The organism is Streptomyces sp. NPDC040432 (assembly GCF_055595445.1).
This window is the reverse complement of record NZ_JBVIVP010000017.1, coordinates 115,477-142,351: the sequence shown is the minus strand read 5'-3', so window position 1 is coordinate 142,351 and position 26,875 is coordinate 115,477. Positions and strand designations below refer to the sequence as shown.

Annotated in this window: 20 protein-coding genes; 5 read left to right on the top strand and 15 right to left on the bottom strand. The window is 72.5% G+C overall.

The window, feature by feature from the left end; genetic code table 11:
• Positions 1-228: 228 nt before the first annotated feature.
• The 4 genes from infB to rimP all read right to left on the bottom strand — a co-directional run bounded on the left by infB (position 229) and on the right by rimP (position 5,491).
• Positions 229-3,342: a translation initiation factor IF-2 gene (gene infB, locus ACZ58N_RS28595; protein ID WP_471165439.1), complete on the bottom strand. Its 3,114-nt coding sequence runs from the start codon at positions 3,340-3,342 to the stop codon at positions 229-231.
• Between the two features lie 151 nt (positions 3,343-3,493).
• Positions 3,494-3,781, bottom strand: coding sequence for a YlxR family protein (locus tag ACZ58N_RS28590; RefSeq protein ID WP_281209765.1), 288 nt, complete (start codon positions 3,779-3,781; stop codon positions 3,494-3,496).
• 133 nt (positions 3,782-3,914) lie between these two features.
• A complete protein-coding gene (nusA, locus tag ACZ58N_RS28585) occupies positions 3,915-4,976 on the bottom strand; it encodes a transcription termination factor NusA (RefSeq protein WP_389708652.1) in 1,062 nt (353 codons plus the stop codon).
• Positions 4,977-4,978: 2 nt separating this feature from the next.
• Positions 4,979-5,491, bottom strand: a complete 513-nt coding sequence (rimP, locus tag ACZ58N_RS28580) for a ribosome maturation factor RimP (RefSeq protein WP_471165435.1) — start codon at positions 5,489-5,491, stop codon at positions 4,979-4,981.
• Between the two features lie 158 nt (positions 5,492-5,649).
• Between rimP and ACZ58N_RS28575 the strand changes: the two genes are divergently transcribed.
• The 4 genes from ACZ58N_RS28575 to ACZ58N_RS28560 are packed head-to-tail and all read left to right on the top strand — an operon-like array spanning position 5,650 to position 8,492.
• Positions 5,650-6,219 carry a hypothetical protein gene (locus ACZ58N_RS28575; protein ID WP_471165432.1) on the top strand — a complete coding sequence of 190 codons (570 nt, stop codon included), beginning with the start codon at positions 5,650-5,652 and terminating at the stop codon, positions 6,217-6,219.
• Positions 6,216-6,656, top strand: a complete 441-nt coding sequence (locus tag ACZ58N_RS28570; RefSeq protein ID WP_471165430.1) for a ferritin-like domain-containing protein — start codon at positions 6,216-6,218, stop codon at positions 6,654-6,656. The genes ACZ58N_RS28575 and ACZ58N_RS28570 overlap by 4 nt, the downstream gene beginning before the upstream one ends.
• 45 nt (positions 6,657-6,701) lie before the next feature.
• The gene (locus ACZ58N_RS28565) at positions 6,702-7,604 is read left to right on the top strand and encodes an aminoglycoside phosphotransferase family protein (protein ID WP_471165427.1); all 903 of its coding nucleotides are present in this window, start codon (positions 6,702-6,704) and stop codon (positions 7,602-7,604) included.
• Positions 7,605-7,646: 42 nt separating this feature from the next.
• Entirely contained in the window at positions 7,647-8,492 is an 846-nt protein-coding gene (locus ACZ58N_RS28560; RefSeq protein WP_471165425.1) for a slipin family protein, read from the top strand.
• Here the strand turns inward: ACZ58N_RS28560 and ACZ58N_RS28555 are convergent.
• The 11 genes from ACZ58N_RS28555 to ACZ58N_RS28505 all read right to left on the bottom strand — a co-directional run bounded on the left by ACZ58N_RS28555 (position 8,479) and on the right by ACZ58N_RS28505 (position 25,060).
• Positions 8,479-10,179: a proline--tRNA ligase gene (locus ACZ58N_RS28555; RefSeq protein ID WP_471165422.1), complete on the bottom strand. Its 1,701-nt coding sequence runs from the start codon at positions 10,177-10,179 to the stop codon at positions 8,479-8,481. The genes ACZ58N_RS28560 and ACZ58N_RS28555 overlap by 14 nt on opposite strands.
• A 43-nt stretch (positions 10,180-10,222) precedes the next feature.
• A complete protein-coding gene (locus ACZ58N_RS28550) occupies positions 10,223-10,807 on the bottom strand; it encodes a GNAT family N-acetyltransferase (RefSeq protein ID WP_471165419.1) in 585 nt (194 codons plus the stop codon).
• Between the two features lie 77 nt (positions 10,808-10,884).
• Complete coding sequence (locus tag ACZ58N_RS28545) at positions 10,885-11,730, bottom strand: GNAT family N-acetyltransferase (RefSeq protein WP_471165417.1); 846 nt, start codon at positions 11,728-11,730, stop codon at positions 10,885-10,887.
• 138 nt (positions 11,731-11,868) lie between these two features.
• Positions 11,869-13,026: a flavodoxin-dependent (E)-4-hydroxy-3-methylbut-2-enyl-diphosphate synthase gene (gene ispG, locus ACZ58N_RS28540; protein ID WP_385572591.1), complete on the bottom strand. Its 1,158-nt coding sequence runs from the start codon at positions 13,024-13,026 to the stop codon at positions 11,869-11,871.
• A 175-nt stretch (positions 13,027-13,201) separates the two neighbouring features.
• On the bottom strand, positions 13,202-14,503 hold the full coding sequence (locus tag ACZ58N_RS28535) for a M50 family metallopeptidase (RefSeq protein WP_471165414.1): 1,302 nt from the start codon (positions 14,501-14,503) through the stop codon (positions 13,202-13,204).
• The gene (gene dxr / locus ACZ58N_RS28530; protein WP_471165411.1) at positions 14,500-15,753 is read right to left on the bottom strand and encodes a 1-deoxy-D-xylulose-5-phosphate reductoisomerase; all 1,254 of its coding nucleotides are present in this window, start codon (positions 15,751-15,753) and stop codon (positions 14,500-14,502) included. The genes ACZ58N_RS28535 and dxr overlap by 4 nt, the downstream gene beginning before the upstream one ends.
• Positions 15,754-15,774: 21 nt before the next feature.
• Positions 15,775-17,082, bottom strand: coding sequence for a hypothetical protein (locus ACZ58N_RS28525; RefSeq protein WP_471165408.1), 1,308 nt, complete (start codon positions 17,080-17,082; stop codon positions 15,775-15,777).
• Positions 17,083-17,157: 75 nt separating this feature from the next.
• Positions 17,158-19,119 (bottom strand): acyl-CoA dehydrogenase family protein, encoded by a 1,962-nt coding sequence (locus ACZ58N_RS28520; RefSeq protein ID WP_471165406.1) that lies wholly within the window; start codon positions 19,117-19,119, stop codon positions 17,158-17,160.
• A gap of 186 nt (positions 19,120-19,305) precedes the next feature.
• Positions 19,306-20,751, bottom strand: a complete 1,446-nt coding sequence (locus ACZ58N_RS28515) for an aldehyde dehydrogenase family protein (protein ID WP_471165403.1) — start codon at positions 20,749-20,751, stop codon at positions 19,306-19,308.
• Positions 20,752-20,983: 232 nt separating this feature from the next.
• The gene (locus tag ACZ58N_RS28510) at positions 20,984-22,564 is read right to left on the bottom strand and encodes a PucR family transcriptional regulator (RefSeq protein ID WP_471165400.1); all 1,581 of its coding nucleotides are present in this window, start codon (positions 22,562-22,564) and stop codon (positions 20,984-20,986) included.
• Positions 22,565-22,660: 96 nt separating this feature from the next.
• Complete coding sequence (locus tag ACZ58N_RS28505) at positions 22,661-25,060, bottom strand: type IV secretory system conjugative DNA transfer family protein (RefSeq protein WP_471165397.1); 2,400 nt, start codon at positions 25,058-25,060, stop codon at positions 22,661-22,663.
• 253 nt (positions 25,061-25,313) lie between these two features.
• Between ACZ58N_RS28505 and gabT the strand changes: the two genes are divergently transcribed.
• Positions 25,314-26,648 carry a 4-aminobutyrate--2-oxoglutarate transaminase gene (gene gabT / locus ACZ58N_RS28500; RefSeq protein WP_389708624.1) on the top strand — a complete coding sequence of 445 codons (1,335 nt, stop codon included), beginning with the start codon at positions 25,314-25,316 and terminating at the stop codon, positions 26,646-26,648.
• Positions 26,649-26,875: the final 227 nt, after the last annotated feature.

Sequence of the window (26,875 nt, the reverse complement as noted above, 5' to 3'; positions counted from 1 at the left end):
GATGTCCCGCCGGTTCGGGTTCGATGGCCTGCCGGGCCTTCGTCCGGCAGGTACCCGCCGAGTCGTGGTCCGGCGGGTTCACCCGGCCGTGTGCGGCAGGATCACCGGACTTTCGGCTGGGTCATCAGAACCGTACACGCAACGGCCGGGGCCGATCGACGGATATTCCGCCGACCGGCCCCGGTGTCACGAGCTACGAACTACGAACCTGTGCGATGTGCCTCGCGCTTACGCGCGGGGCTTCTCGCGCATCTCGTACGTCGCGATGACGTCGTCGATCTTGATGTCGTTGAAGGAGCCGAGGTTGATACCGCCCTCGAAGCCTTCGCGGATCTCGGTGACGTCGTCCTTGAAGCGGCGCAGACCGGAGATGGTGAGGTTCTCGGCGACGACCTTGCCGTCGCGCAGGAGCCGCGCCTTGGTGTTGCGCTTGACCTCGCCGGACCGGATGAGGACACCCGCGATGTTGCCCAGCTTGGACGAGCGGAAGATCTCGCGGACCTCCGCCGTACCGAGCTCGACCTCTTCGTACTCCGGCTTGAGCAGACCCTTGAGGGCCGCCTCGATCTCCTCGATGGCCTGGTAGATCACCGAGTAGTAGCGGACGTCGACGCCCTCGCGGTCCGCCATCTGCGCGGCACGGCCGACAGCGCGGACGTTGTAGCCGATGACGATGGCGTCGGAGCCCATCGCCAGCGAGATGTCCGACTCGGTGACCGCACCCACACCGCGGTGCAGGACGCGGATGTCGACCTCTTCGCCGACGTCGAGCTGGAGCAGCGAGGACTCCAGGGCCTCGACCGCACCGGACGAGTCGCCCTTGATGATGAGGTTGAGTTCCTGGACCAGACCGGCCTTGAGGACCGAGTCGAGGTCTTCCAGGGACACCCGGCGGACGCGCTTGGCGAAGTTGGCGTTGCGCTCACGCGCAGCACGCTTCTCGGCGATCTGACGGGCGGTGCGGTCCTCGTCGACGACGAGGAAGTTGTCGCCGGCGCCGGGGACGTTGGTGAGACCCAGGACCAGGACGGGGGTCGCGGGACCCGCTTCCTCGATGTTGTTGCCCTTGTCGTCGAGCATGGCGCGCACACGGCCGTAGGCGTCGCCCACGACCATCGTGTCGCCGACGCGGAGGGTACCGCGCTGGACGAGGACGGTGGCGACGGCACCGCGGCCGCGGTCGAGGTGGGACTCGATCGCAATACCCTGAGCGTCCTGCTCCGGGTTGGCGCGCAGGTCGAGCGAGGCGTCGGCGGTGAGGACGACGGCCTCCAGCAGGGAGTCGATGTGCAGACCCTGCTTGGCGGAGATGTCGACGAACATCGTGTCGCCGCCGTACTCCTCGGCGACCAGACCGAACTCGGTGAGCTGACCGCGCACCTTGACCGGGTCGGCACCCTCGACGTCGATCTTGTTGACCGCGACGACGATCGGGACGCCGGCGGCCTTGGCGTGGTTGAGCGCCTCGATCGTCTGCGGCATGACGCCGTCGTTGGCCGCGACCACGAGGATCGCGATGTCGGTCGACTTCGCACCACGGGCACGCATGGCGGTGAACGCCTCGTGACCCGGGGTGTCGATGAAGGTGATCTTGCGGTCCTCGCCGTTGACCTCGGTGCCCACCTGGTAGGCGCCGATGCCCTGCGTGATGCCGCCGGCCTCGCCCGCGACGACGTTCGTCTTGCGGATGGCGTCGAGCAGTCGGGTCTTACCGTGGTCGACGTGACCCATGACGGTGACGACCGGCGGACGCGGCATGAGGTATTCCTCGCCGCCCTCGTCCTCACCGAACTCGATGTCGAAGCCTTCGAGGAGCTCGCGGTCCTCTTCCTCCGGGCTGACGATCTGAACGACGTAGTTCATCTCGCCGGCCAGCATTTCGAGCGTCTCGTCGGAGACGGACTGCGTGGCGGTGACCATCTCGCCGAGGTTCATCATCACGGCGACGAGCGACGCCGGGTTGGCGTTGATCTTCTCCGCGAAGTCGGTGAGGGAGGCACCGCGCGACAGGCGCACGGTCTCGCCGCCACCGCGCGGCAGCATGACGCCGCCGACGGACGGGGCCTGCATGGCCTCGTACTCCTGGCGCCTCTGACGCTTGGACTTGCGACCACGACGGGCCGGACCGCCGGGACGGCCGAAGGCACCCTGCGTGCCACCACGGGCACCGGGACCACCGGGACGCCCGCCGAAGCCGGGACGACCGCCGCCACCGGCGCCGGCAGGACCGCCACCGAAGCCACCACCGGGACGGGGACCGCCGAAGCCGCCACCGCCGCCGGGACGCGAGCCCGGACCGGCCGGACGACCGGCGAAGCCGCCGCCCGCGGGACGACCGGCGCCACCGGGACGGGCGCCGCCCGCACCGGGACCACGGCCACCGGGGCCGCCGCCGGGACGGGGACCGGGACCACCGGCAGCGGGACGCTGCGGCATCATGCCCGGGTTGGGACGGTTACCACCGGGAGCACCACCGGGACGCGGGGCGCCGCCCTGCGGACGCGGCATGCCGCCCGGGGTCGGACGGGCGCCACCGGGGCCGCCCTGCGGACGCGGAGCGCCACCGGGGCCACCCTGCGGACGGGGAGCACCCTGGCCGCCACCGGCGCCGGGGGCACCGGGACGGGGAGCGCCGGCCGGACGGGGCGCCTGCGGGCGCGCCATGCCGGTCGAGCCACCGGAGGTGAACGGGTTGTTGCCCGGACGGGGACCGGCCGGACGGGCGCCCTGGGGGCGCGGGGACTGGGCACCACCGGCGGCGGGACGCTGTCCCTGACCACCGGGGGCGTTGCCGGCCGGACGCGGGGCGCCGGGACGGGCGCCACCCTGACCCTGGGCCGGACGCTGCTGCGCCGGACGGGGGCCGGGGGCGGCGGCGGGACGCTCGGTGCGCGCCGGAGCGGCCGGAGCCGCCGGGGGCGCGGAGAACTCGGTCGCCACGGGCGCCGCCGGAGCGGGCTTCGGGGCGGCCGGAGCCTTCGGACCGGGACGCGGGCCGGAAGCGGCCGGAGTCACCGGGGCGGGCGCCGCGGGGGCGGCCGGAGCCTCGGCGACGACCGGCTTGGGGGCCGGTGCACCGGGCTTGGGGGCAGCGGGACGCGCCGGGGACGGAGCCCCGGGCTTGGCGGGTGCGGCGCTGCGGGGCGCACCCGGCTTCGCAGCGGACTTGCCGGCGTTGCCGCCGGGCCCCTGCAGTGCGTCGGTCAACTTGCGTACAACCGGCGCCTCGATCGTCGAGGACGCCGAACGGACGAACTCACCGAGTTCCTGGAGCTTGGCCATGACGACCTTGCTCTCAACTCCGAACTCCTTGGCGAGTTCGTATACCCGGACCTTAGCCACTTCGCTCCTTTTAGGTCCGGGTTACGCCGGACCGTCGCTACTTCATGGGCGTACTCATCGCGTACTCATCGAGTGCTCATCGCAATCTCGACCTACTTCCAACTCGCGAGGTACCTGACCGCACGGGTTACCCGTGCCGTTCTTCTTGCTCTTACGGTGTCGCCTCGGCCGGTACGGCCAAAGCTGTGCGCAGTTCCGCCGTGTCGAGCGCTCCGGCGGACCGGAGGGCCCGGGGGAACGCCCGGCGGCGGACCGCCTGGTCGAGGCAGACCACGGCGGGGTGCACGTAGGCACCCCGGCCGGGCAGCGTACCGCGTGGATCGGCGACGCATTGGTCACCGATCGCCACGATGCGCAGCAGATCGCTCTTGGCCGCTCGCTCCCGACACCCCACACAGGTTCGTTCGGGGCATGCGCGGGCTTGCGTCCGGCCAGACACGCCTAAGTCTACCTCCCCGTAGCGACCTCACCCCTTCAGGTGAAAAATCGAACGGACGTCGTGGTGATCATCAAGGGACTCCGAGGTTTCGGAGTCCCTGTCTACCGGCCGGGAACCCCCGGCCGGTAGAGGTTTATTCCCGACCGCGTCCGTGGTCGCGGCCGCCGTCACGGTCGGCGCCGCGGTCCGAGCCGCGGTCGCGGTCGTCCCCGTCGGCGGCCGGCTCGGTGTCCGGGCGGATGTCGATGCGCCAGCCGGTGAGGCGCGCGGCGAGGCGGGCGTTCTGGCCCTCCTTGCCGATGGCCAGCGACAGCTGGTAGTCGGGAACGGTGACCCGCGCGGAGCGCGTGTCCCAGTCCACGACGTCGACCGCGCTCACCCGGGCGGGTGACAGGGCGTTCGCGACCATCTCGGCCGGGTCGTCCGACCAGTCGACGATGTCGATCTTCTCGCCGTGCAGCTCGGCCATGACGTTGCGCACACGGCTGCCCATCGGGCCGATGCAGGCGCCCTTGGGGTTCAGGCCGGAACGGGTCGACCGGACCGCGATCTTGGTGCGGTGACCGGCCTCGCGGGCGATCGCGGAGATCTCGACGCTGCCGTCGGCGATCTCCGGGACCTCAAGCGAGAAGAGCTTCTTCACCAGGTTCGGGTGGGTGCGCGACAGGGTCACGGACGGACCGCGGACACCCTTCGCCACCCGTACGACGTACGCCTTCAGGCGCAGGCCGTGCGTGTACTCCTCGCCGGGAACCTGCTCCTGCACCGGCAGGATGGCCTCCAGCTTGCCGATGTCGACGAGGACGTTCTTGGGGTCCTTGCCCTGCTGGACGACGCCGGTGATGACGTCGCCCTCACGGCCGGCGAACTCGCCGAAGGTCAGGTCGTCCTCGGCGTCGCGCAGACGCTGGAGGATCACCTGCTTGGCGGTCGTCGCGGCGATCCGCCCGAAGTCCGACGGCGTGTCGTCGAACTCCTTCGGCTCCTGGCCCTCTTCGAGGTCCCTCGGGTCCTCCGTCGCCCACACCACCACGTGACCGTTGGTGCGGTCGAGCACCACACGGGCGCGGCGGAAGCTGCCCTCGGTGCGGTGGTACGCGATGAGGAGGGCCGACTCGATCGCCTCGACGAGCAGGTCGAAGGAGATCTCCTTCTCGCGGACCAGACCCCGCAGGGCACTCATGTCGATGTCCACGACTACGCCTCCTCTTCCTTCTTGTCCTTGCGGTTGAACTCGATTTCGACACGCGCCTTGGCGATGTCGGCGAACGCGATGCGGCGGGTGGTCGCCTTGCGGCCCTTCACACCCGGGACTTCGAGGTCCATTCCCTCGTCGTCGACGTCGAGGATGCGGGCGACCAGTTCACCGGCACCCTTTTCACCATCGGAGGTCAGCTGAAACTTGACGAGACGGCCGGTCGCCCGAACGTAGTGACGGTGCTCGGTGAGCGGGCGGTCCGCGCCCGGGGAGCTGACTTCGAGGACGTACTCGTCCTCGCCCATCACATCGGAGGCGTCGAGCGCGTCGGACACCTCACGACTCAGCTCGGCACAGGCGTCGAGTTCCACACCCTCATCGGAATCCACGATGACCCGCAGCATCCGGCGCTTGCCCGCCTTGGACAGCTCGATCTCTTCGAGGTCCAGGCCCTTGGCGGCGACGAGCGGCTCCAGCAGTCCGCGCAGCCTGTCGCTCTGGGTCGTGCTCATCCGGGTGACTCCTCGGCCGCGTGTGCTGTTGTGGTTTTCCGTCGCGTGTCAGGTCAAAGGGTATCCGGTCGCGGGGGGTGTTGCCGTCCGCGCTGCGGACGGCACCCCCGGGTACCGTGATCACACCCTGTCCCGCCTTCACCCCGAGGACGACGCCCGTGCCCTGGACCCTGCCCTTGAGGCCCTCGCGTAGGCGCCTGCTCGTCGGAGCCGCCGGCGCGGCCGGGGCCCTCCTGCTCCCCGGGTGCTCCGGCGGGGGCGACCCCTCGGACGCCGACACCGGCGTTCCGCTCGAACGGCGCATCCGGGAGGGCGCCGTGCGTGACAGCGAGCGGCTGCTGGAACGTTACGACGCCACCACCGCCGCCCATCCGGCCCTCGCCGCACGCCTCGCGCCGCTGCGGACGGCCGTGGCCGCGCACGTCGCCGCCCTGGCCCTGCCGGGCCCGACCGCCGCCACGCCGTCGGCCACGGGCAAGCCGCTGTCCGCCGGTGCCTCCGGGACGCCCTCGGGGTCGCCGTCGACGCGCCCCGACCCGGTACCGCCCAAGGAGGCGGACGCCCTGACCGCGCTGGCCGACGCCGAACGGGACCTCTCCGAGGCCCGCACCGTGTCCCTGGCCGGCGCGCCCGGGGAACTGGCCCGACTGCTGGCCTCGGTGGCCGCGTGCGGGGCCGTCCACACCTACCTGCTGACCTCCACCCCGAACCCGGGAGCCGCTTCGTGAAGCCCGAACCTTCCCCCGCCGGCCGCCCGCTGGAGGCCGCGCAGGCCGCGCTGGCCGCCGAGCACTCGGCGGCGTACGCCTACGGGGTGATCGGCGCCCGCGCCTCGGCGGACCGGGCCGCCGAGGCGCGCGAGGCCTACGGCGGCCACCTCGCCCGCCGGGATTCCCTGACCCGGACGGTGCGGGAACTGGGCGGCTCGCCCCGGCCCTCGGAGGCCGCGTACGCCCTGCCCTTCGAGCTGCGCGGCCCGGCCGACGCCGAGCGGCTGGCCGCCGAGATCGAGGACCGGGTGGCGGGCGCGTACTCGGATCTGGTGCGGGCGGCCGACGGCCCGCTGCGCCGCGAGGCGGCCGACGCGCTGAGCGCCGCGGCCGTCCGCGCGGCACGCTGGCGCGGTGTCGGCGTAGCCTTCCCTGGGCTCACGGAAAAGCGCTGAGGAGGCGCGACGGGGCCCGGCACAGCTGAAAGGGACCACGCACGCATGGCTTTCGAACCGCCGCAGCGGCTTGTACGGGCGCTCGGCGAGATGCCCGGGACGGCGCAGGACACGGACTGGCTGGGGCGGTTGCCCCGGCTCGCCGAGGAGGCACTCGCCCGGCGGGACGTTTCCGCCCAGCGGGTCCAGGCCCCCGGCGGTCGCAGCAGTCTGGTGCTCCTCGTCCACTACTCCGACGGCACGCCGGCGGCTCTGAAGATGGCGCCGCCGGCCGCCCGGCCGGACCGGGAGCTGGCCGCCCTGGCGCACTGGGGCGGCTTCGGGGCCGTACGGGTCCTCGACTCGCGCCATCACGAGGACGACGGCGGGCTGCTCCTGGAACGGCTCCACCCCGAGGTGTCGCTGCGTTCGCTTCCCGAGGCGAAGGCGCTGCTGGAGGCCTGCGGCACGCTGCGCCGGCTGTGGGTGGAGCCGCCGCGGGAGCACGCGTTCGAGACGGTGGCCGCGCGCACGGCGCTCCAGTGCGAGGCCCTGCTCGCGGCCCCGCCGGAACTGCGGGCGCTCGCCGACGCGGCGGTGGCGGCGCGGGAGGAGCTGACGGCCGCGCCGACCGAGGAACTCCTGCTGCACGGCGCCTTCCGGCAGGGCAAGGTGCTGGCCGGGGAGCGGGCGCCGTGGCTGACGGTGGGGCCCGATCCGCTGGTCGGCGAGCGGGCGTACGACCTGGCCCGGCTGGTCCGGGACCGGCTGGAGGACCAGGTCGCCTCCTCCACGGGGGCTGCCGGGGCCCGGAGACGGGTGAACAAGCTGGCGGACTCGCTGGAGGTGGACCGCGAGCGGCTGCGGGGGTGGACGGTGTTCCGCGCGGTGGAGTCGGGCAACCGCGCGCTGGCCGCCGGACGGCGTCGGGACGCGGAGCTGTTGCTGGAGTTCGCGGCCTGGTTGTAGGGCATACCGTAAGAAAGAAGGTATGTCCGGCAGGGGGCCGTCATGGTCGAAGAACTGCTGACAGCGGCCATCGCCGCGGGTGTCGGAGTGGTCGTGTACGCGGCGGCCGCCGCCCGGGTGGTGAAGCAGTACGAGCGGGGCGTCGTGTTCCGGTTCGGCCGGCTGCGCGAGGGGGTCCGCGGCCCCGGGTTCACGCTCGTGGTGCCGGGGGTCGACCGGCTCCGCAAGGTGAACATGCAGATCGTGACGATGCCGGTGCCGGCCCAGGAGGGCATCACCCGGGACAACGTCACGGTCCGGGTCGACGCGGTCGTCTACTTCAAGGTCGTCGACGCGGCCGACGCGATCGTCGAGGTGGAGGACTACCGGTTCGCGGTCTCCCAGATGGCGCAGACGTCCTTGCGGTCGATCATCGGCAAATCGGACCTGGACGACCTGTTGTCGAACCGCGAGCAGCTGAACCAGGGGCTGGAGTTGATGATCGACAGTCCGGCGGTCGGGTGGGGCGTGCAGATCGACCGGGTGGAGATCAAGGACGTGTCGCTGCCGGAGACGATGAAGCGGTCGATGGCGCGCCAGGCGGAGGCGGACCGCGAGCGTCGCGCCCGGGTGATCAACGCGGACGCGGAGCTGCAGGCGTCGAAGAAGCTGGCGGAGGCGGCGGCGGTGATGTCGGAGCAGCCCGCGGCGCTCCAGCTGCGCCTGCTGCAAACGGTGGTCGCGGTCGCCGCGGAGAAGAACTCGACGCTGGTGCTGCCGTTCCCCGTGGAGCTCCTGCGCTTCCTGGAACGCGCGGCGCCGGGCGCACCGCCGCCGCCCCCGCCGCCGGCCCCGCCGGAGGTGGAGGCCGGTGGGGCGGACGCCGAAGGGGCCCCTAGGCGTTCGTGAGGCGGGCCAAGGCCTCCTCCAAGGGGAGTTCCTCGCGGGTGCCGGTGGCCCGGTCCTGGAGCTCGACGATGCCGTCGGCCGAGCGGCGGCCCGCCACCAGGATGTGGGGGACGCCGATCAGTTCGGCGTCGGTGAGCTTCACCCCGGGTGACAGGCCGGGGCGGTCGTCGAGCAGGACCCGTCGGCCGGCCGCGGCGAGCGTGGCGGCCGCCCGTTCCGCGAGGGCGAGCGGGACGGCCTTGCCGGCCGCGACCACGTGGACGTCGGCCGGGGCCACTTCGGCGGGCCAGCACAGGCCGCGGTCGTCGGCGGTCTGCTCGGCGAGCGCGGCGACGGCGCGGGAGACCCCGATGCCGTAGGAGCCCATGGTGACCCGGACCGGCTTGCCCTCGCGGCCGAGGACGTCGAGGCCGAAGGCGTCCGCGTACTTGCGGCCCAACTGGAAGATGTGGCCGATCTCGATCGCCCGGTCGAGCCGCAGCCCGGCGCCGCAGGCGGGGCAGGGGTCCCCCGGCTCGACGACGACCACGTCGAGGTGGCGGTCCACCTCGAAGTCCCGGCCGCAGACCACGTTGCGGGCGTGGGTGCCCGCCCTGTTGGCGCCGGTCACCCAGGAAGTGCCGGGCGCCACCCGGGGGTCGGCGAGGTAGCGGACCTTCTCCAGGCCCTGCGGGCCCACGTAGCCGCGGACCAGGTCGGGACGGTCGGCGAAGTCCTCGGCGGTCACGAGCTCCACGACCGCGGGGGCCAGGTGCTCGCCGAGCTTGCCGAGGTCGACCTCGCGGTCGCCGGGGACGCCGACGGCCACGATCTCCCCGTCGACCTTCACGAGGAGGTTCTTCAGGGTCGCCGAGGCGGGGACGTCGAGGAAGGCCGCGAGGGACTCGATGGTCGGGGTGTCGGGGGTGTCCAGCTCCTCGACGGGCCCGTGTTCGCCCGTGGCCGGGGTGAGGGCGAAGGTGACGGCCTCGGTGTTGGCCGCGTAGTCGCAGGAGGGGCAGTCCACGAAGGTGTCCTCGCCGGCTCCGGCGGGCGCGAGGAACTCCTCGGACGCCGAACCGCCCATGGCCCCGGACACGGCCGACACGATGCGGTGGTCGAGCCCGAGCCGCCGGAAGATCCGTACGTACGCCTCGCGGTGGAGCCGGTAGGACTCGGCGAGGCCCTCGTCGGAAACGTCGAAGGAGTACGAGTCCTTCATCTGGAACTCGCGTCCGCGCAGCACGCCGGAGCGGGGGCGGGCCTCGTCGCGGTACTTCGTCTGGATCTGGTACAGCATGACCGGCAGGTCCTTGTAGGAGGTGCACTGGTCCTTGACGACGAGGGTGAAGATCTCCTCGTGGGTGGGGCCGAGCAGGTAGTCGGCGCCCTTGCGGTCCTTGAGCCGGAACAGCAGGTCGCCGTACTCCGTCCAGCGGCCGCTGACCTCGTACGGTTCCTTCGGCAGCAGCGCGGGGAGCAGCACCTCCTGGGCGCCGATGGCGTCCATCTCCTCGCGGACGACGCGCGTGACGTTGTCCAGGACCCGCTTGCCGAGCGGCAGCCAGGTCCACACGCCGGCGGAGCTCCGCCGTACGTAGCCGGCCCGGACCAGGAGGCGGTGGCTGAGGGTCTCGGCGTCGGCCGGGTCCTCGCGGAGGGTCTTGGCCATGAGGCGGGACATGCGCTGCACGTGTTGCGTAGACATGTCCGGAGGCTACCGGGGGCGGCGGGGGCCCCGGCAACCCGTTTCAGGTCCGGTGGCCGGGCCGGAGCAGCGGCAGGGGCGCTCCCATGACGGCGTACGGGAGGCTCGCGCTCGGGAACTGGACGCGGCGGGCCAGGTCCCGGTAGCCGAGGGCGGTGTAGAGGCCGCGGGCCGGGCTGTCGGTGTCGATGGCGGAGAGGATGGAGCGGGGTTCCTCGGCGCCGTCGGTGATCCGGGTGATGAGGGCGCGGCCGACGCCGCGGCCCTGGAACCCGGGGTGGACGTGCAGTTCGGTGATGACGAAGGAATCGTCGAGCCAGCCGTCGGCGCCGCAGGCCCGCAGGTACGGCTCGACGATCGTGGACCACCAGTGGCCGCGGTCGTTGGGCATGCCGTAGACGAAGGCGGCGAGGGCTCCGTCGTCGGTGAAGGCGCCGAGGGCTCGGGCGCCGCGGCTGGTCATGTGGCGCTGGACGATGTAGCGCCGGATGCCGACCTCCTCCTCGCTGAGCCCGAAGGCCACCGCCTGCACGCGCAGGGCCTCGTCCACGCGCGCGGCGAGGTCGAGGGGGCCGATGCGGAGTCCGGCGGGCCGTGCGGGGTCGTCGCCCCCGGGGGTAGGCAGCATGCGGCGACCTTACTTCGGGGTAGGGGCGGTGCGGTACGGGCCGACCGGCGAAACCGGCCGCGGCCCGGGCGGCCGGTTCAGAACAGGACGCTCATGAACTCGCCGGTCTCGCGGAAGCCGACCCGTCGGTAGGCGGCGCGCGCGGCGGTGTTGAAGTCGTTGACGTAGAGGCTGACGACGGGCGCGACGTCGCGCAGGGCGTAGGCGACGACGGCGGCCATGCCGGCCTCGGAGTGACCGCGGCCCCGGTGGGCGGGGTCGACCCACACGCCCTGGATCTGGCAGGCACGGGCGGTGGCGGCGCCGATCTCGGCCTTGAAGACGACCTTGCCGTCGTCGATGCGGGCGAAGGAGCGGCCGGTGCCGACGAGCTCGGCGACGCGGGCCTGGTAGAGGAGTCCGCCGTCGCCGGCCATCGGGGAGATGCCGACCTCCTCCGTGAACATGGCGACGCAGGCGGGCATGATCAGGTCCATCTCGTCCCTGCGGACCCTGCGGACGTTCGGGTCGGCGGTGACCGTGCCGGAGGGCTGTTCCATGATCATGAGCGGCTGGCGGGAGCGGACGTCGCGGGCGGGGCCCCAGCTGGGTTCGAGGAGCTGCCACAGCAGCCGGGTGGCCTCGGCGGGGCCGACGATGGAGGAGCAGCGGCGGCCGGTGCGGCGGGCGCGTTCGGCGAAGGCGCGCACGGCGTCGGGTTCGGCGCAGACGGGGACGAGGTTGGCGCCCGCGTAGCAGAGGGAGCGGAGCTCGCCGTCGGCGTACCAGCCCCACATCTCGCCGCCCAGGCGCCAGGGGTCGAGGCCCGCCACCTGGACCCGGGAGGTGACGAAGGCGTTCTCGACCGGCGCGCGCCCGAGGACTTCGAGGGCTGCGTCGAGATCACTGGGCTCAAGGACCCGGGTCGTGGTCTGCGTCAACACTGGGGCCTCACCATGCAAGTCCGCTGATCTCCGCACTGTACCCGGCGGGGCTCCGCGATGCCGCCTCCCGGGGTCACGAAAGGGCCCCGACCCCGGCCCCGAGCTGGGGGAACGGGGCCGGGGCCGCAGTCGTGGGAGCTACACGCCGATGGCGACGGTCGGCTCGCCCGAGGGGATGCCGTCCTTCTCCATCTGCTCGGCGATCTTCATCGCCTCTTCGATGAGGGTCTCGACGATCTTCGACTCGGGGACGGTCTTGATGACCTCGCCCTTGACGAAGATCTGGCCCTTGCCGTTGCCGGAGGCGACACCGAGGTCGGCCTCGCGGGCCTCGCCGGGGCCGTTGACGACGCAGCCCATGACGGCCACGCGCAGCGGCACCTCCATGCCCTCCAGGCCCGCCGTGACCTCCTCGGCCAGCTTGTAGACGTCGACCTGGGCCCGGCCGCAGGACGGGCAGGAGACGATTTCCAGCCGGCGGGGCTTGAGGTTCAGCGATTCCAGGATCTGGTTGCCGACCTTGACCTCCTCGACCGGCGGGGCGGAGAGGGAGACGCGGATGGTGTCGCCGATGCCCTCGGAGAGCAGCGCGCCGAAGGCGACGGCGGACTTGATGGTGCCCTGGAAGGCGGGGCCGGCCTCGGTGACGCCCAGGTGCAGCGGGTAGTCGCAGGCGGCGGCGAGCTGGCGGTAGGCGTTGACCATGACGACCGGGTCGTTGTGCTTGACCGAGATCTTGATGTCGCCGAAGCCGTGCTCCTCGAAGAGGGAGGCTTCCCACAGCGCGGATTCGACCAGCGCCTCGGGGGTGGCCTTGCCGTACTTCTTGAGCAGGCGGGCGTCGAGGGAGCCGGCGTTCACGCCGATGCGGATCGGGGTGCCGGTGTCCTTGGCGGCCCGCGCGATCTCCTTGACCTTGTCGTCGAACTGCTTGATGTTGCCCGGGTTCACGCGGACGGCGGCGCAGCCGGCGTCGATCGCGGCGAACACGTACTTGGGCTGGAAGTGGATGTCCGCGATCACCGGGATCTGCGACTTCTTCGCGATGACGGCGAGTGCGTCGGCGTCGTCCTGCGTCGGGCAGGCGACGCGGACGATGTTGCAACCGGAGGCGGTCAGCTCGGCGATCTGCTGGAGCGTGGCGCCGATGTCGGACGTGCGGGTGGTGGTCATCGACTGCACCGAGATGGGTGCGTCGCCACCGACGGCCACGGAACCGACCTGGATCTTGCGGCTGACCCTGCGGTCGGCAAGCTTCGTCGGCACGGCCGGCATTCCGAGTGAGATGGCAGTCATCTGCTGTGCAACCCCAAGGTGTGGATCGAGGTCCCGAGATCGGCGGGCTCCAGTCTTCGAGATTACGCCAATCAGCACGTGCCCCTTGCATCCGAGGGGGTGTGCCACCCGAACGTAGGGAGCCGGGCACGATGCGTGCCCGGCTCCGTCCGGCCTGCTGTAGGGGAAACGGCGGCTAGGTGATCTTGATGGGGTTCACCACGTCCGCGACGAGGACCAGCAGCGTGAAGCAGACGAAGAGCCCGGCGACCACGTAGGCGGCCGGCATCAGCCGGGCCACGTCGAACGGGCCCGGGTCGGCGCGCCGCAGGAGCCGTGCCACGTTGCGCCGCAGGGACTCCCACAGGGCGCCGGCGATGTGCCCGCCGTCCAGGGGCAGCAGGGGCAGCATGTTGAACAGGAAGAGCGAGAGGTTGAACATGCCCAGGACGTTCAGCATGATCGACATCCGCTGCTCGCCCGGGATGTCCAGGGTGGCGATCTCGCCGCTGATGCGGGCCGCGCCGACGATGCCCATCGGGGAATCCTGCTCGCGTTCGGCTCCGCCGAAGGCCGCGTCCCACAGCGCCGGGATCTTGGCGGGGAGCTGGATCAGGCCCTGCACGCTGCCCTCGACGATCCCGCCCATGTGGTCGACGGACTCGCCGAAGCCGAGGGCGGCCACCTCGGTCTTCGGGCTGAAGCCGAGCCAGCCGGCCGTGACGTACTCGCCCTTGACGTAGCCGCCGTGGCCGTCGGTCTTGGCGACCTTGTTCTCGATCAGGTTCACCGGCAGGGTCAGCTCGCGCCCGTCGCGCGCGACGGTGACGGTGGCGGGGCCGACGGTGTCGCGGATCCGCTGCTGCAGGGCGGACCAGTCGGCGACCTCGCGGCCGTTGAAGGCGACGATGCGGTCACCGGCCGCGAGGCCTGCCTGCTTGGCCGGGGCGACGGGGTCGCTGTCCTTGCACACTTCCCGGTTCTCGCTCTGCTGGATCACGCAGGGCGAGACGGTGGCGATCTGGGTGGTGGTGCGGTTGATCCCGAAGGTCATCCAGACGCCGAAGAAGATCGCGAGGGCGAGCACCAGGTTCATGAAGGGGCCCGCGAACATCACGATCACCCGCTTCCACGGCTTGCGCGTGTAGAAGAGCCGCGTCTCGTCGCCGGGCTGGAGCTCCTCGTACGCCGCCGAGCGCGCGTCCTCGATCATCGAGCGGAACGGCGATGTGGAGCGGGCGGTGACCTTGCCGTCCTCGCCGGGCGGGAACATCCCGATCATGCGGATGTAGCCGCCCATCGGGATGGCCTTGATCCCGTACTCGGTGTCGCCCTTCTTGCGCGACCAGATGGTCCGGCCGAAGCCGACCATGTACTGGGGCACGCGGATGCCGAAGAGCTTGGCCGTGGAGAGGTGGCCGAGCTCGTGCCAGGCGATCGAGAAGAGCAGGCCGACCACGAAGACGACCACACCGATCAAGGTCAGCAGTATCGTCATGCGCTCGCCTCCACGGCGGCGCGAGCCGCCATCTCCCGTGCCCGGGCCCTGGCCCAGGTCTCCGCTTCCAGGACGTCCGCGACGGTCAGCGAGGTTCCCGCCCGCGGCACGCCGTGTTCATCGACCACGGCAGAGACCGTATCCATGATTGCTGTGAACGGCAGCCGACCGGCCAGGAACGCCTCCACGCACTCCTCGTTCGCCGCATTGAACACCGCGGGGGCCGTTCCGCCCAGGGTGCCGACGTGGCGGGCCAGGCCGACCGCGGGGAAGGCCTCGGTGTCCAGGGGGAAGAACTCCCACGTCGACGCCTTGGTCCAGTCGAAGGCGGGGGCCGCGTCCGGGATCCGCTCGGGCCAACCGATGCCGATCGCGATGGGGCCGCGCATGTCCGGCGGGGTGGCCTGGGCGAGGGTGGAGCCGTCCGTGAACTCGACCATGGAATGGACGTAGGACTGCGGGTGGACGACGACCTCGATGCGCTCGAAGGGGATGTCGTAGAGCAGGTGGGCCTCGATGACCTCCAGCCCCTTGTTGACCAGGGTCGCCGAGTTGACGGTGATCACCGGGCCCATGGCCCACGTCGGGTGCGCGAGCGCGTCCTGGACGGTGACCCCGGCCAGCTCCGCGCGGGTACGGCCGCGGAAGGGGCCGCCGGAGGCGGTGACCACGAGCTTGCGGACGTCGGCGCGGGTTCCGGCGGCCAACGCCTGGAAGAGCGCGGCGTGCTCCGAGTCGACGGGGATGATCTGCCCGGGCGCGGCGAGCGCCTTGACCAGCGGGCCGCCGACGATCAGCGACTCCTTGTTGGCCAGGGCCAGGGTCCGACCCGCCCGCAGCGCGGCGAGGGTGGGCGCCAGGCCGATGGATCCGGTGATGCCGTTGAGGACGGTGTGGCACGGCGAGGCGGCGAGTTCGGCGGCCGCGTCGGGCCCGGCCAGGATCTCGGGCAGCGGCTCGGACGGGCCGTACTGGGCGCCGAGCGCCTCCTTCAGGGCCGGCACGACGTCCTCGCGGGCGACGGCCACCGTTCCCACCCGCAGCAGCCGCGCCTGCTCGGCGAGCAGCCCGACGCGCCCACCGGCGGCGGACAGCGCCGTGACCCGGAAGCGGTCCGGGTGGCGCAGGGCGAGATCGATGGCCTGGGTGCCGATGGACCCGGTCGACCCGAGGATGACGATGTCCCGGCGGCCGGCCGAGGCGTCGAAGAGGAGGTGCGGGTCGGCGAGGGGGGCTGGACTGTCGGTCATGCCCCCCATTGTGGCCGCAACTCAGGAGCGCTTGGACACGGAGTCCCCGTCGGTGACGCGGGCGAGGAGTTCGGGGAGCGTTCCGGCGAAGTCGGGGAGCGCGCGGGCCGCCCGCCACCAGGCCCGCGGATCGTTCCCGAGGGCGGCGTCGAACAACCGGTCGGCCTCCGCCCGGGCGGAGAGGACGGCGGCCGGCCGGTCGTGGCGGTCCGGGTGGCCCATGTCGCCGAGCCACTGGTCCTCGTCGAGCGCCCAGCAGGCGGGGACCTTGTGCCGGACCACGTCGGCGCCGGTGATCAGGCCCCGGTCCAGGCAGTCGCGGACCCAGCGGACGTCCTCCTCGACGGTCTCCATCGGGACGGCGAGGCTCACCAGGGCCAGTTCCCGCTCCCATCCCCCCGTCGGCTCCGGCGCCGTGTCGGGGGCGAGCCGGCGCACGGCCCGGCCCAGCGCCGGGTCGTGCCGTACGAGGCCCAGCGGCGGCAGGGAGTCGGCGGCCAGCTCCGCGGCCAGCTCGGGCAGGGTGCCCCGGTAGCCGGGGGCCCGTCGCGGCAGTTCGGCCCACAGTCTCGGGTCCTCCCCCAGCGCGGGTCGCAGGGCCCGCTGCACCGCCGACTGCATCTCGGCCTGCTCGGGCAGGCTCCAGCGCAGCCCGCGCGTGACGGGAAGGTGTCCCAGCAGCAGCGTCCGGGCGGCGGGGGCCACGTGGGTGACGAGCTCGTCGCAGGTCAACAGCCCGGAACGGACCGCGCGGACGGCGGGCCGGTACCAGTGACGCCCGTACGGCTCGCCCGCGCGGGCGTCGAGCAGCGCCGGCCAGGCCTCCCGGGGCAGTCCGGCCGTCAGCAGCAGGGCCTCCACGGCTCCCGGCGGCAGCGGGGCACGGGCGTGCTCGCGCAGCAGTTGGTCCGGGTCGAGGTCGTGCGGCATGCGCAGCAGGGTGAGCGGGACCCGGGGCCGGCGGGCGTGCCGGCGCAGCAGGGCGATCAGCCCGGCGGAGTCGAGGGGGTCGGCTCCCGTCGCCCGGAGCAGTTCCGGGGAGGGGCCGGGGCGTGCGGCGTACCGGGCCGGGCCGGGCAGGCCCGGCAGCGGGCGGCCGACGACGTGGGGGTTGCGGGCGATGTAGTGCCGGTCGGTCTCGGCGCCGCCGCGCAGCAGCAGGGTGACGGCCGAGGCGGGCAGCCACTGGTCGCGGCACAGGTACTTGCGCGTCGGCCCGTCGAGCCGGTCGAGCAGCTCGCCCACCACCTGCTGCGGCGCGTGGCGCAGCAGGTGGGCCACGCACCAGGCCAGCCGCCTGCTGACCCGGTCCTCGTCGGCCGTCGGCATCGTCCTCGCCCGCCTCGCGCTCGTACCTGCGCCCGGGGTCGTACATCAGTCCGGGCTACTGCCGATGATGGCAGGTCAGCGTAGGGGGCGGTGGACGTTTTCGTGCACCGACGGGCCCGGTGTGGCGTCCGCGATCCAGGGGCCGTCGCCCGAGGGGTCGAGGACGCCCTCCTCCAGCCAGGTGTAGGCGCCGCCGAGGACCCCTTCGACGACCTTGCGGTCGAGGTCGTCGGTGTTGGACCAGAGCCGGCCGAAGAGCTCCTCGACGCGGATCCGGGACTGCCGGCAGAAGGCGTCGGCGAGCTGGTAGGCCTCGCGTCCGTGGTCGCCGGTCGCCCTCAGGTGTTCGGCGCGCACGCAGGCCGCGCTCATCGCGAAGAGTTCGGCGCCGATGTCGACGATGCGGCCGAGGAAGTTCTGTTTGGTCTCCATGCGGCCCTGCCAGCGGGACATCGCGTAGAACGTCGAGCGGGCGAGTTTGCGGGAGCCTCGTTCGACGTAGCGCAGGTGGGTCGCCAGGTCGGGGTGTCCGGTCGGGTGGAAGTCGCGGTAGGTGCCGGGTAGTTGGCCGGCTCCGGTGGCCAGTTGGGGTAGCCAGCGGGCGTAGAAGCCGGCCGCGCGGGCGCCCGCCCTGGCCTTGTCGCCGAGGTCCTTCTCGGGGTCGATGATGTCGCCGGCGACGGCGAGGTGGGCGTCGACGGCCTCGCGGGCGATGAGCAGGTGCATGATCTCGGTCGAACCCTCGAAGATCCGGTTGATCCGCAGGTCGCGGAGCATCTGCTCGGCCGGGACGGCCCGCTCGCCGCGCGCGGCCAGCGACTCGGCGGTCTCGAACCCGCGGCCGCCGCGGATCTGGACGAGCTCGTCGGCCATCAGGCAGGCCATCTCGGAGCCGTACAGCTTGGCGAGGGCCGCTTCGATGCGGATGTCGTTGCGGTCCTCGTCGGCCATCTGCGAGGCGAGGTCGACGACCGCTTCGAGGGCGAAGGTGGTGGCGGCGATGAAGGAGATCTTGGCGCCGACGGCCTCGTGCCGGGCGACGGGGCGGCCCCACTGCTCGCGGACCGCGGACCACTCCCGGGCGATCTTCAGGCACCACTTGCCGGCGCCGACGCACATCGCCGGCAGGGACAGTCGGCCGGTGTTGAGCGTGGTCAACGCGATCTTGAGGCCGGCGCCCTCGGCGCCGATCCGCTGGGCGGCCGGGACCCGGACGCCGTGGAAGCGGGTGACGCCGTTCTCCAGACCGCGCAGCCCCATGAAGGCGTTGCGGTGCTCGACGGTGATGCCCGGCGAGTCGGCCTCGACGACGAAGGCGGTGATCCCGCCGCGATGGTGCTCGCTCTTCGGGACGCGGGCCATCACGACGAGCAGGTCCGCGACGACCCCGTTGGTGGTCCACAGCTTCACGCCGTCGAGGACGTACGCGTCCTCCCCGTCGGGGACGGCCGTGGTGGCCAGGCGCGCCGGGTCGGAACCCACGTCGGGCTCGGTGAGCAGGAAGGCGCTGATGGCGGTGGTGGCGCAGCGCGGGAGGTAGGCGTCCTTCTGTTCCTGCGTCCCGAACATCTTCAGCGGCTGGGGCACGCCGATCGACTGGTGCGCGGAGAGCAGGGCGCCGATGGCCGGGCTCACCGAGCCGACGAGGGCGAGCGCCTTGTTGTAGTAGACCTGGGTGAGGCCCAGGCCCCCGTACTTGGGATCGATCTTCATGCCGAGGGCGCCGAGCTCCTTGAGCCCGCGGACCGCCTCGTCGGGGATCTTCGCCTCCCGTTCGATCCGGGCGGCGGTTCCGTCGGCGAGCATCGCCTCGCAGAACTCCCGCAGCCTGGCCAGGAAGGCCTCACCGCGCCGGACGTCCTCGTCCCCGGGGAGCGGGTGGGGGTGGATCAGATCGAGTCGGAAGCGGCCGAGGAAGAGCTCCTTGGCGAAACTTGGCTTGCGCCAGTCCTGCTCCCGGGCCGCTTCCGCGACCTGCCGCGCCTCGCGCTCGGTCACCTTGGGCTGTACGGGCCGTACGGGCTGTGTTGCGGACATCCGGGTACTCACCTCGCCGCATCGGGACACTACCGATCGGTGCTACCTGTGAGTCGTACCCGATTCCGGGGCGCGGGAAAAGGCCGCGTGGGCCGTCCGGGCGTCCGCCGGGGCCGTCCGGGAAAAGGGGGACGGCCGGAGCCCCCGCACAGTAGGCTCCGGCCGTCGGTCTGGGACCGTACGAGATCAGATGTCGAGGCCGGTCAGGACCAGGACGCGCTCGTAGGTGTAGTCGTCCATCGCGTAACGGACGCCCTCGCGGCCCACACCGGACTGCTTGACGCCGCCGTACGGCATCTGGTCGGCGCGGTAGGAGGGCGCGTCGCCGATGATCACGCCGCCGACCTCCAGCTCGCGGTGGGCGCGGAAGGCGACCTGGATGTCGCGGGTGAAGACGCCGGTCTGGAGACCGAACTTCGAGTCGTTGACGGCGGCGAAGGCCTCGTCGGTGTCCTCGACGCGCAGCAGCGTCAGGACCGGCCCGAAGACCTCCTCGGTGGCGAGCTTCACGCCGGCCGGGACGTCCGCGATGACGGTCGGCTCGACGGTGGCGCCGTCGCGCTTGCCTCCCGTGAGCAGCTTCGCGCCGGCGGCGACGGCCTCGTCGACCCAGGACTCGACGCGCTTGGCGGCGTCCTCGGAGACGAGGGGGCCGACGTCGGTGGCGGAGTCGGAGGGGTCACCGGTGACCTGCTCGCGGACCTTCGCGACGACCTTCTCGGCGAGGCGGTCGTAGACGGAGGCGTCGGCGATCACGCGCTGCACGGAGATGCAGGACTGGCCGGCCTGGTAGTTCGAGAAGGTCGCGATGCGGGTCGCGGCCCAGTCGAGGTCGGCCTCGGAGGACCAGTCGGCGAGGACGACGGCCGCGGCGTTGCCGCCGAGCTCCAGGGTGCAGTGCTTGTGCGGCACCGACTGCTGGATGGCGTAGCCGACGGTGTCGGAGCCGGTGAAGGAGATGACGGGCAGACGCTCGTCCTTGACCAGCGCCGGCATCTTCTCGTTCGCGACCGGCAGGACCGACCAGGAGCCGGCCGGGAGGTCGGTCTCGGCGAGCAGCTCACCGAGGATCAGCCCGGAGAGCGGGGTGGCCGGGGCCGGCTTCAGGATGATCGGCGCGCCGACGGCGATGGCCGGGGCCACCTTGTGGGCGCACAGGTTCAGCGGGAAGTTGAAGGGCGCGATGCCGAGGACGGGGCCCTTGACGAAGCGGCGGGTCAGGGCCAGCCGGCCGACGCCACCGGCGTCGGTGTCCAGGCGCTGGGCCTCTCCGCCGTTGAAGCGGCGGGCCTCCTCGGCCGCGAACCGGAACACGGACACGGCACGGCCGACCTCGCCGCGGGCCCACTTGACCGGCTTGCCGTTCTCGGCGGAGATCAGCTGGGCGATCTCCTCGGTGCGCTCGGCGAGGCGTCGCGACACGTGGTCCAGGGCCGCCGCGCGTACGTGGGCGGGGGTGGCGGAGAACTCCGCCGTCACGGCGTGCGCCGCGGCCACGGCCTCTTCGACCTGGGCGTCGGTCGGCACGCTGACGGTACCGACCAGCCGGCCGTCCCACGGGTTGTGGACGTCGAAGCTGTCCTCGCCGGAGGCCTGGCGGCCGGCGAGCCAGAAGGCGTGGGTGGAGGTCATGCGAATCCCGGCCCTTCGGATTGTGCGGGGGTACCTCGCAGCGGCAGCCGGAGGCGGGTCCTGTCCCCACCACGGTAGGACGCCGTCGGGGTTTCGTTGTTTATCCGACCTGGAGCGGCGACCTGTCCGGCTTCGCCGGTTTGTCAGTGTCGTGGGCCGGACGGGGTGTGGAGCGACCTCGCGCGGGCGACGTGTCGGGCGGCGGGGGTGTCGGGTGGGGCGCGTGTCGGTGTCAGGCGGTGGGGGTGGCCGCCTTCAGGGCGAGCCACAGTTCCATCCGGACGTCCGGGTCGTCCAGGGAGCGCCCGAGGATCTCCTCGACCCGCTTCATCCGGTACCGCAGCGTGTGCCGGTGGACGCCCAGGTCGGCCGCCGCGGCGTCCCACTGGCCATGGCGGGAGAGCCACGCCTGGAGCGAGGCCACCAGGTCCCCGCGGCCGGTCGCGTCGTGCTCCCGCAGCGCCCTGAGGGTGCCGTCCGCGAAGGCCCGTACGGCGTCGTCCGCGAGCAGCGGCAGGACGGAGCCCGCCGCGAGGTCCTCGTGCTCCACCATCGGCCGGCCCCGCCGCCGGGCCACGGCGAGGGCCTGGTCGGCCTGCTTGAAGGCGGCGGCCACCCCCGTCGCGGCCGCGGGCGCCGACAGGCCCACCACCAGCTCGTCCGGCTCGGGTCCGGTCGCGTCCCGGCCGCGACGGGCCTCCAGGGCCTCCGCGTGGTCGGCACACGCCCGCACGGCGGCTCCCCCGTCGGCGGCGAGCACCACGAGCCGTCCCTCCTCCGGGACGACCAGCAGTGCCTCACCCGTCCGGGCCGCCGCCGACTCCACGGCGTCGGCGAGCAGCGCGAGCCCCTCGGGCTGCGCCGTGCCCGGCAGCGCCGGCTCGGCCGTGACGATCCGGAACGGCGTGTCCAGCAGGGCCCCGTACAGGTCCCCGGCCACCGTCCTGGCCTGCTCGGCCCGCCCCTCCAGCAGCATCCGCAGCACGGCCGCGCCGAGCCGGGACTCGGCGTCGTGCAGCGACCGCGAGCGTTCCGTGGTCAGGGTCAGCAGGGCGACGGCCGAGTGCACCGCGTACCGCTCCGCGGTGCCGAGCGGGGCGCCCGTGCCGACGGCGAGGGCACCCCGGGCCCGGCGGCCGGTGCCCAGCGACTGGAGCTCGACCCGGTCCTCGGAGCCGCCCACCACCGCGCTCGCGGGCGCGGGCCGCTCGCGCAGCCGCTCCACGTCGGGGGTGAGGCGGGCGGCGCGGCGCGCCGCCCAGTCGGGGGCGGCGGCGACGACCGCGCCGGAGGTGTCGTACAGCGCGGCCCAGCCGTGCACGTGCGCCGCCAGCTTCGACAGCAGCTCGGCGGGCCCGTCGGCGGACAGCGCGGCCCGTGTCAGCTCGCGCTGCGCCTCGAAACCGGCCGTCACGGCCCGGTACTGGTCGGCGGCGAGGGCGGCGGAGACGGCCTTGCTGATGGCCAGGAACGGGGTCCGCCGGGGCACCTCCAGCAGCGGCAGGTCCTCCTCGCGGGCGGCCTCGACGAGCGCGTCCGGGACGGCGTCGTAGTTCACCCCGACGGCGAAGCCGATGCCGACGACCCCCGCGGCGGCGAGGCGCCGTACGTAGCGGCGCATCTCCTCGGGGTCGTCCGCGTCCAGCTTCATGGCGGTGACCAGCAACAGCTCGCCGCCCTCCATGTAGGGGACGGGGTCGGCCAGCTCGCTGACGTGGGCCCAGCGCACGGGCGTGTCGAGGCGGGTCTCCCCGGCCCGGACGCTGAGCTTGAGCGCCGAGTGCTGGACGAGCGAGGCGAGGGTGAGCGGCATCGGGTACCAGGTGCCTAACGCGGGAGGGCGGGTATCGGGGTTTTCGCCGTGTCGTATGAACGACTCTCTCGATTCTGCCACCCCGTACGGGTTCGCTCAGCTCTTCCCGGCCAGCCGGAGCAGCAGCGGAGCGGCCCGTTCCCCGCGTACGGAGGTCAACGAAAGCACCGCGCAGCCGGGCGGCACGGCGTGCGCGAGGTCGGAGGCCGACCAGCGTTCGCGCTCCACCTGGCGCACGGTCACCGCGTCGGTGGTGACGGCCTTGCCGGTGACGAGCTTGCGGAAGGCGTGGATGGCCCGGGTCAGCGGCTGGTCGGCGAAGACGGTCCGGTGCGTGACGTCACGGGTCTCGACCCACTCGGTGCCCCACGCCTCGGCGAAGCGCTTGCCGTCCCAGGTGGTGACCCCGGAGAAGGCCATCCGGCAGCCCACCGCACCGAGCAGCGGGGTGCGCAGGCCCTCCGGTACGTCGTCCAGGGTGCGCAGGGTCAACAGCACCCCGGCGTTCGCGGACCGCAACCGCTGGACGCCGCGCACGGTCTCCGGGGTCAGCGTGTGCGAGGCGTCGTCGAGGGCGAGGAAGGCGAAGAGCGAACGGTCGCCACGGGCCGCGACGGCCGCGTTGAACTGGGCGAGGATCAGCCGCGACAGCATCCGCGAGGCGTCGGCGTGGCCGCGCTCCGGGAGGTCGACGCGAACCCGGATCGGGTGTTCCAGGGCCCGCATCGAGAACGGCCGGCTCTGGCCGCCGGTGTCGAAGAACCCGGCGAACGCGGGCCGGTCGAGGAGCGCGAGCCGGTCGGCGAGCGCCGGGCCGGGGTCGCCGGGGGCACCGTGCTGGCGGGCCCGGGCGTCGAGCTCGCGGAGCAGGGCGTGCCGCCCGGCGCCCTCGGCGGCCTCCAGCGCCCGCCGGAGCGCGTCGACGGCGGGCGGCAACCCGTCGAGCAGCTCGCGCAGCTCGGGCACGGCGGGGAACCGGCCGTGGACGGCGTGGAACGGCCCCAGCAACTGCGCGAGCGCGGTGGCGGCGCGGCGCACGTCGACGCCGGGTACGTCCCCGACGAACGCCTCGGCGAGGAGGGTGGCGGCCTCGTCGGGGTCCACGGCACCGCCGTAGAGGTCAAGGTCGTAGAGGGAGGCGGGATCCCCGACGCGGACGACGACGTCGTACGCCGCGTCCGGCCCGAGCTGCGCCCCGGCCGCGCCGACGGCGACGACGGCGACCTGCCCGGCCAACGCCTGCAGGGCCAGGCTCTCGACGACCGGCCGCACGAGCCGGGAGGTCTTGCCGCTGCCGGAGGGCCCGACCGCGAGGAGGGAGGTGCCGAGCACCCCGGGATCGAGGGCCAGGGCGGTACCGCGTCGGGCGTAGGGGTTGCGCTCGCCGTCCTCGACGGTCCCGAGCAGCACCTGCCGGGCCAGCAGGTCGTGCCGCGCCACCCGCGCCGGCAGGTCCCGGGCCCCGGACGGGTGCACGCAGGCGGCGCCCCCGTTGTCCCGCACGGCCTCCGCGAACGCCTGCCGCCGCGACGGCTCGACCCGCACGGACTCCCAGGCCCGCCGAATCCGCACGAAGTCGACGTCATTCATCCGCCCCCCGACCACTTCCCCCTCAAGCAGATCGGCAACGTCCCCAAGCCCGTCCCGCCGAATGTCGCTCCAGGAGGCGGGGTCGGGGCCGGAGTCCGGGCGGCGAGCCTCCGGAACCGCGGCCCCGGACGTGGCCGACGGCCTCCGGGTAGTCCCCCGGAAGCGTCCCAGCAGGCGGTGCGCCCCGCCCAGCCAAATGAACACGAGGACGACGATGACGGTGACAGTCGACTTCAAGAAGCCGTCGAGGCTCTTGTTGGCCGCAACACCATCGTCCTGGAAGTCCGTGAACGAGAGCACCAGTTGCAAAACCGGAAACTGAAAGTTGCGAATGAGGACGAGCGTGACGTAACCGAACGGAACCACGGCCAGGGCTTGGACCAGCGGTCCACGCACGACCACTAGCCGTCGCCAGGCCATGGGCCAACTACCCAGCCTGCCGAATCCGTACAGCAATGCGATCACGAACAGAAGTTCGTAAATCGGCTTGGCCCTCATGCCGGCTGTCCCCGGGCGGGGCTCCCCGCTGTCCTTCCACCAAGCGTCCGGAGTGAATAGGTCCAGGGGTGCGTCCCAGAAGGGGATGTAGCCGTTGCGCATGAGCGACCATACGAGCGCACACGCCAAGAAGGAGACGACGGCACCAGTGACAAGCGCTCGGTCGGACGCGTCCTCCGCAGCTGCTTGGGCGCGCGGTACGTACCCGTACCTCCAGACCCCCGGTTCCGCTGCCGGCCGGGAACCCCTCAGCCAGTCGGCGAGCGACCCTCCCGTGCCGGCAACCGGCGCGGGCCGCGTCGGTGCGAAACCGGGCATCGGGGGGACTGACGCCGGGGTCGGCCCCGCCTGCATCGGCCCCTGCCCCGCCTGCACCCGCCGTCCGTCGTACGCACCGTCGGTGTCCATGAACCCCTGCCCCCTACCCGTGCCGTACCCGTGCCGTGCGCTGCGCTGCGGCGCTCAATCTAGTGCCCGGCCGGGGCCTTCGGCCCGTCGCCGGGCATGATCCACGAGACACCGCCGGGTCGCGTCCTATGGCCGTCGCGGACAAGGACACGCCGGCACCACTCCCGAACGGAGCATGCCTTACCCCCTCCCCCGGACCTAACCTGCGGACAAAGACACAAGTGCGTCCGAAAACACCCCCCAGGAGCCCCCTATGACCGCTGTCCCGCAGGAGCGCCGCATCGTCACCGCGATCCCCGGCCCCAAGTCGCAGGAGCTGCAGGCCCGCCGCCTTTCGACGGTGGCCGGCGGCGTGGGCTCCGTGCTGCCCGTGTTCACGGCCCGCGCGGGTGGCGGGATCATCGAGGACGTCGACGGCAACCGCCTGATCGACTTCGGTTCCGGTATCGCCGTGACCTCGGTCGGCGCCTCCGCCGAGGCCGTCGTGCGCCGCGCCTCCGCGCAGCTCGCCGACTTCACGCACACCTGTTTCATGGTCACGCCGTACGAGGGCTACGTCGAGGTCTGCGAGGCCCTCGCCGAGCTGACCCCGGGTGACCACGCGAAGAAGTCGGCGCTGTTCAACTCCGGCGCCGAGGCCGTCGAGAACGCCGTCAAGATCGCCCGTTCGTACACCAAGCGCCAGGCGGTCGTCGTCTTCGACCACGGCTACCACGGCCGTACGAACCTGACGATGGCGCTGACCTCGAAGAACATGCCGTACAAGCAGGGCTTCGGTCCGTTCGCCCCCGAGGTCTACCGCGTCCCGGTCGCCTACGGCTACCGCTGGCCCACCGGCGCCGAGAACTGCGGTCCCGAGGCCGCCGCGCAGGCGATCGACCAGATCAGCAAGCAGATCGGCGCCGACAACGTCGCCGCGATCATCATCGAGCCGGTCCTCGGCGAGGGCGGCTTCATCGAGCCGGCCAAGGGCTTCCTGCCGGCGATCGTGAAGTTCGCCAACGACAACGGCATCGTGTTCGTCGCCGACGAGATCCAGTCCGGCTTCTGCCGTACCGGCCAGTGGTTCGCGTGCGAGGACGAGGGCATCGTCCCCGACCTGATCACCACCGCCAAGGGCATCGCGGGCGGCCTGCCGCTCGCCGCCGTGACGGGCCGCGCCGAGATGATGGACTCCGTCCACGGTGGTGGCCTGGGCGGCACCTACGGCGGCAACCCGGTGGCGTGCGCGGGTGCGCTCGGCTCCATCGAGACCATGAAGGAGCTCGACCTCAACGCCGCGGCGAAGAAGATCGAGTCCGTCATGAAGTCCCGCCTGACGGCCATGCAGGAGAAGTACGACATCATCGGCGACATCCGCGGCCGCGGCGCCATGATCGCGATCGAGCTGGTCCAGGACCCCGCGTCCAAGACCCCGAACCCGGAGGCGGCCGGCGCGCTCGCCAAGGCCTGCCACGCCGAGGGCCTGCTCGTCCTCACCTGCGGCACCTACGGCAACGTGCTCCGCTTCCTCCCGCCGATCGTCATCGGCGAGGACCTGCTGAACGAGGGCCTGGACATCCTGGAGACCGCTTTCGCGGGCATCTGATCCACCGGGATCCGGTCCACGGACGTCCGGTCCGCGGGCGTCCGCTGCACGGGCACGTGATCGAACGACTAGAACGTCCGGTCGCAACATTCCGACCCTACCGGCGGTAACGGTCGGGCACTGTGAAGAAGCTGTGCGGGGCCGATGGCGGGAGCGCGTTCCCGCTGTCGGCCCCCCTTCCGTTGGCGTACGGTTTCTGCAGATGAGTGAGACAGACCGTTCGCGGG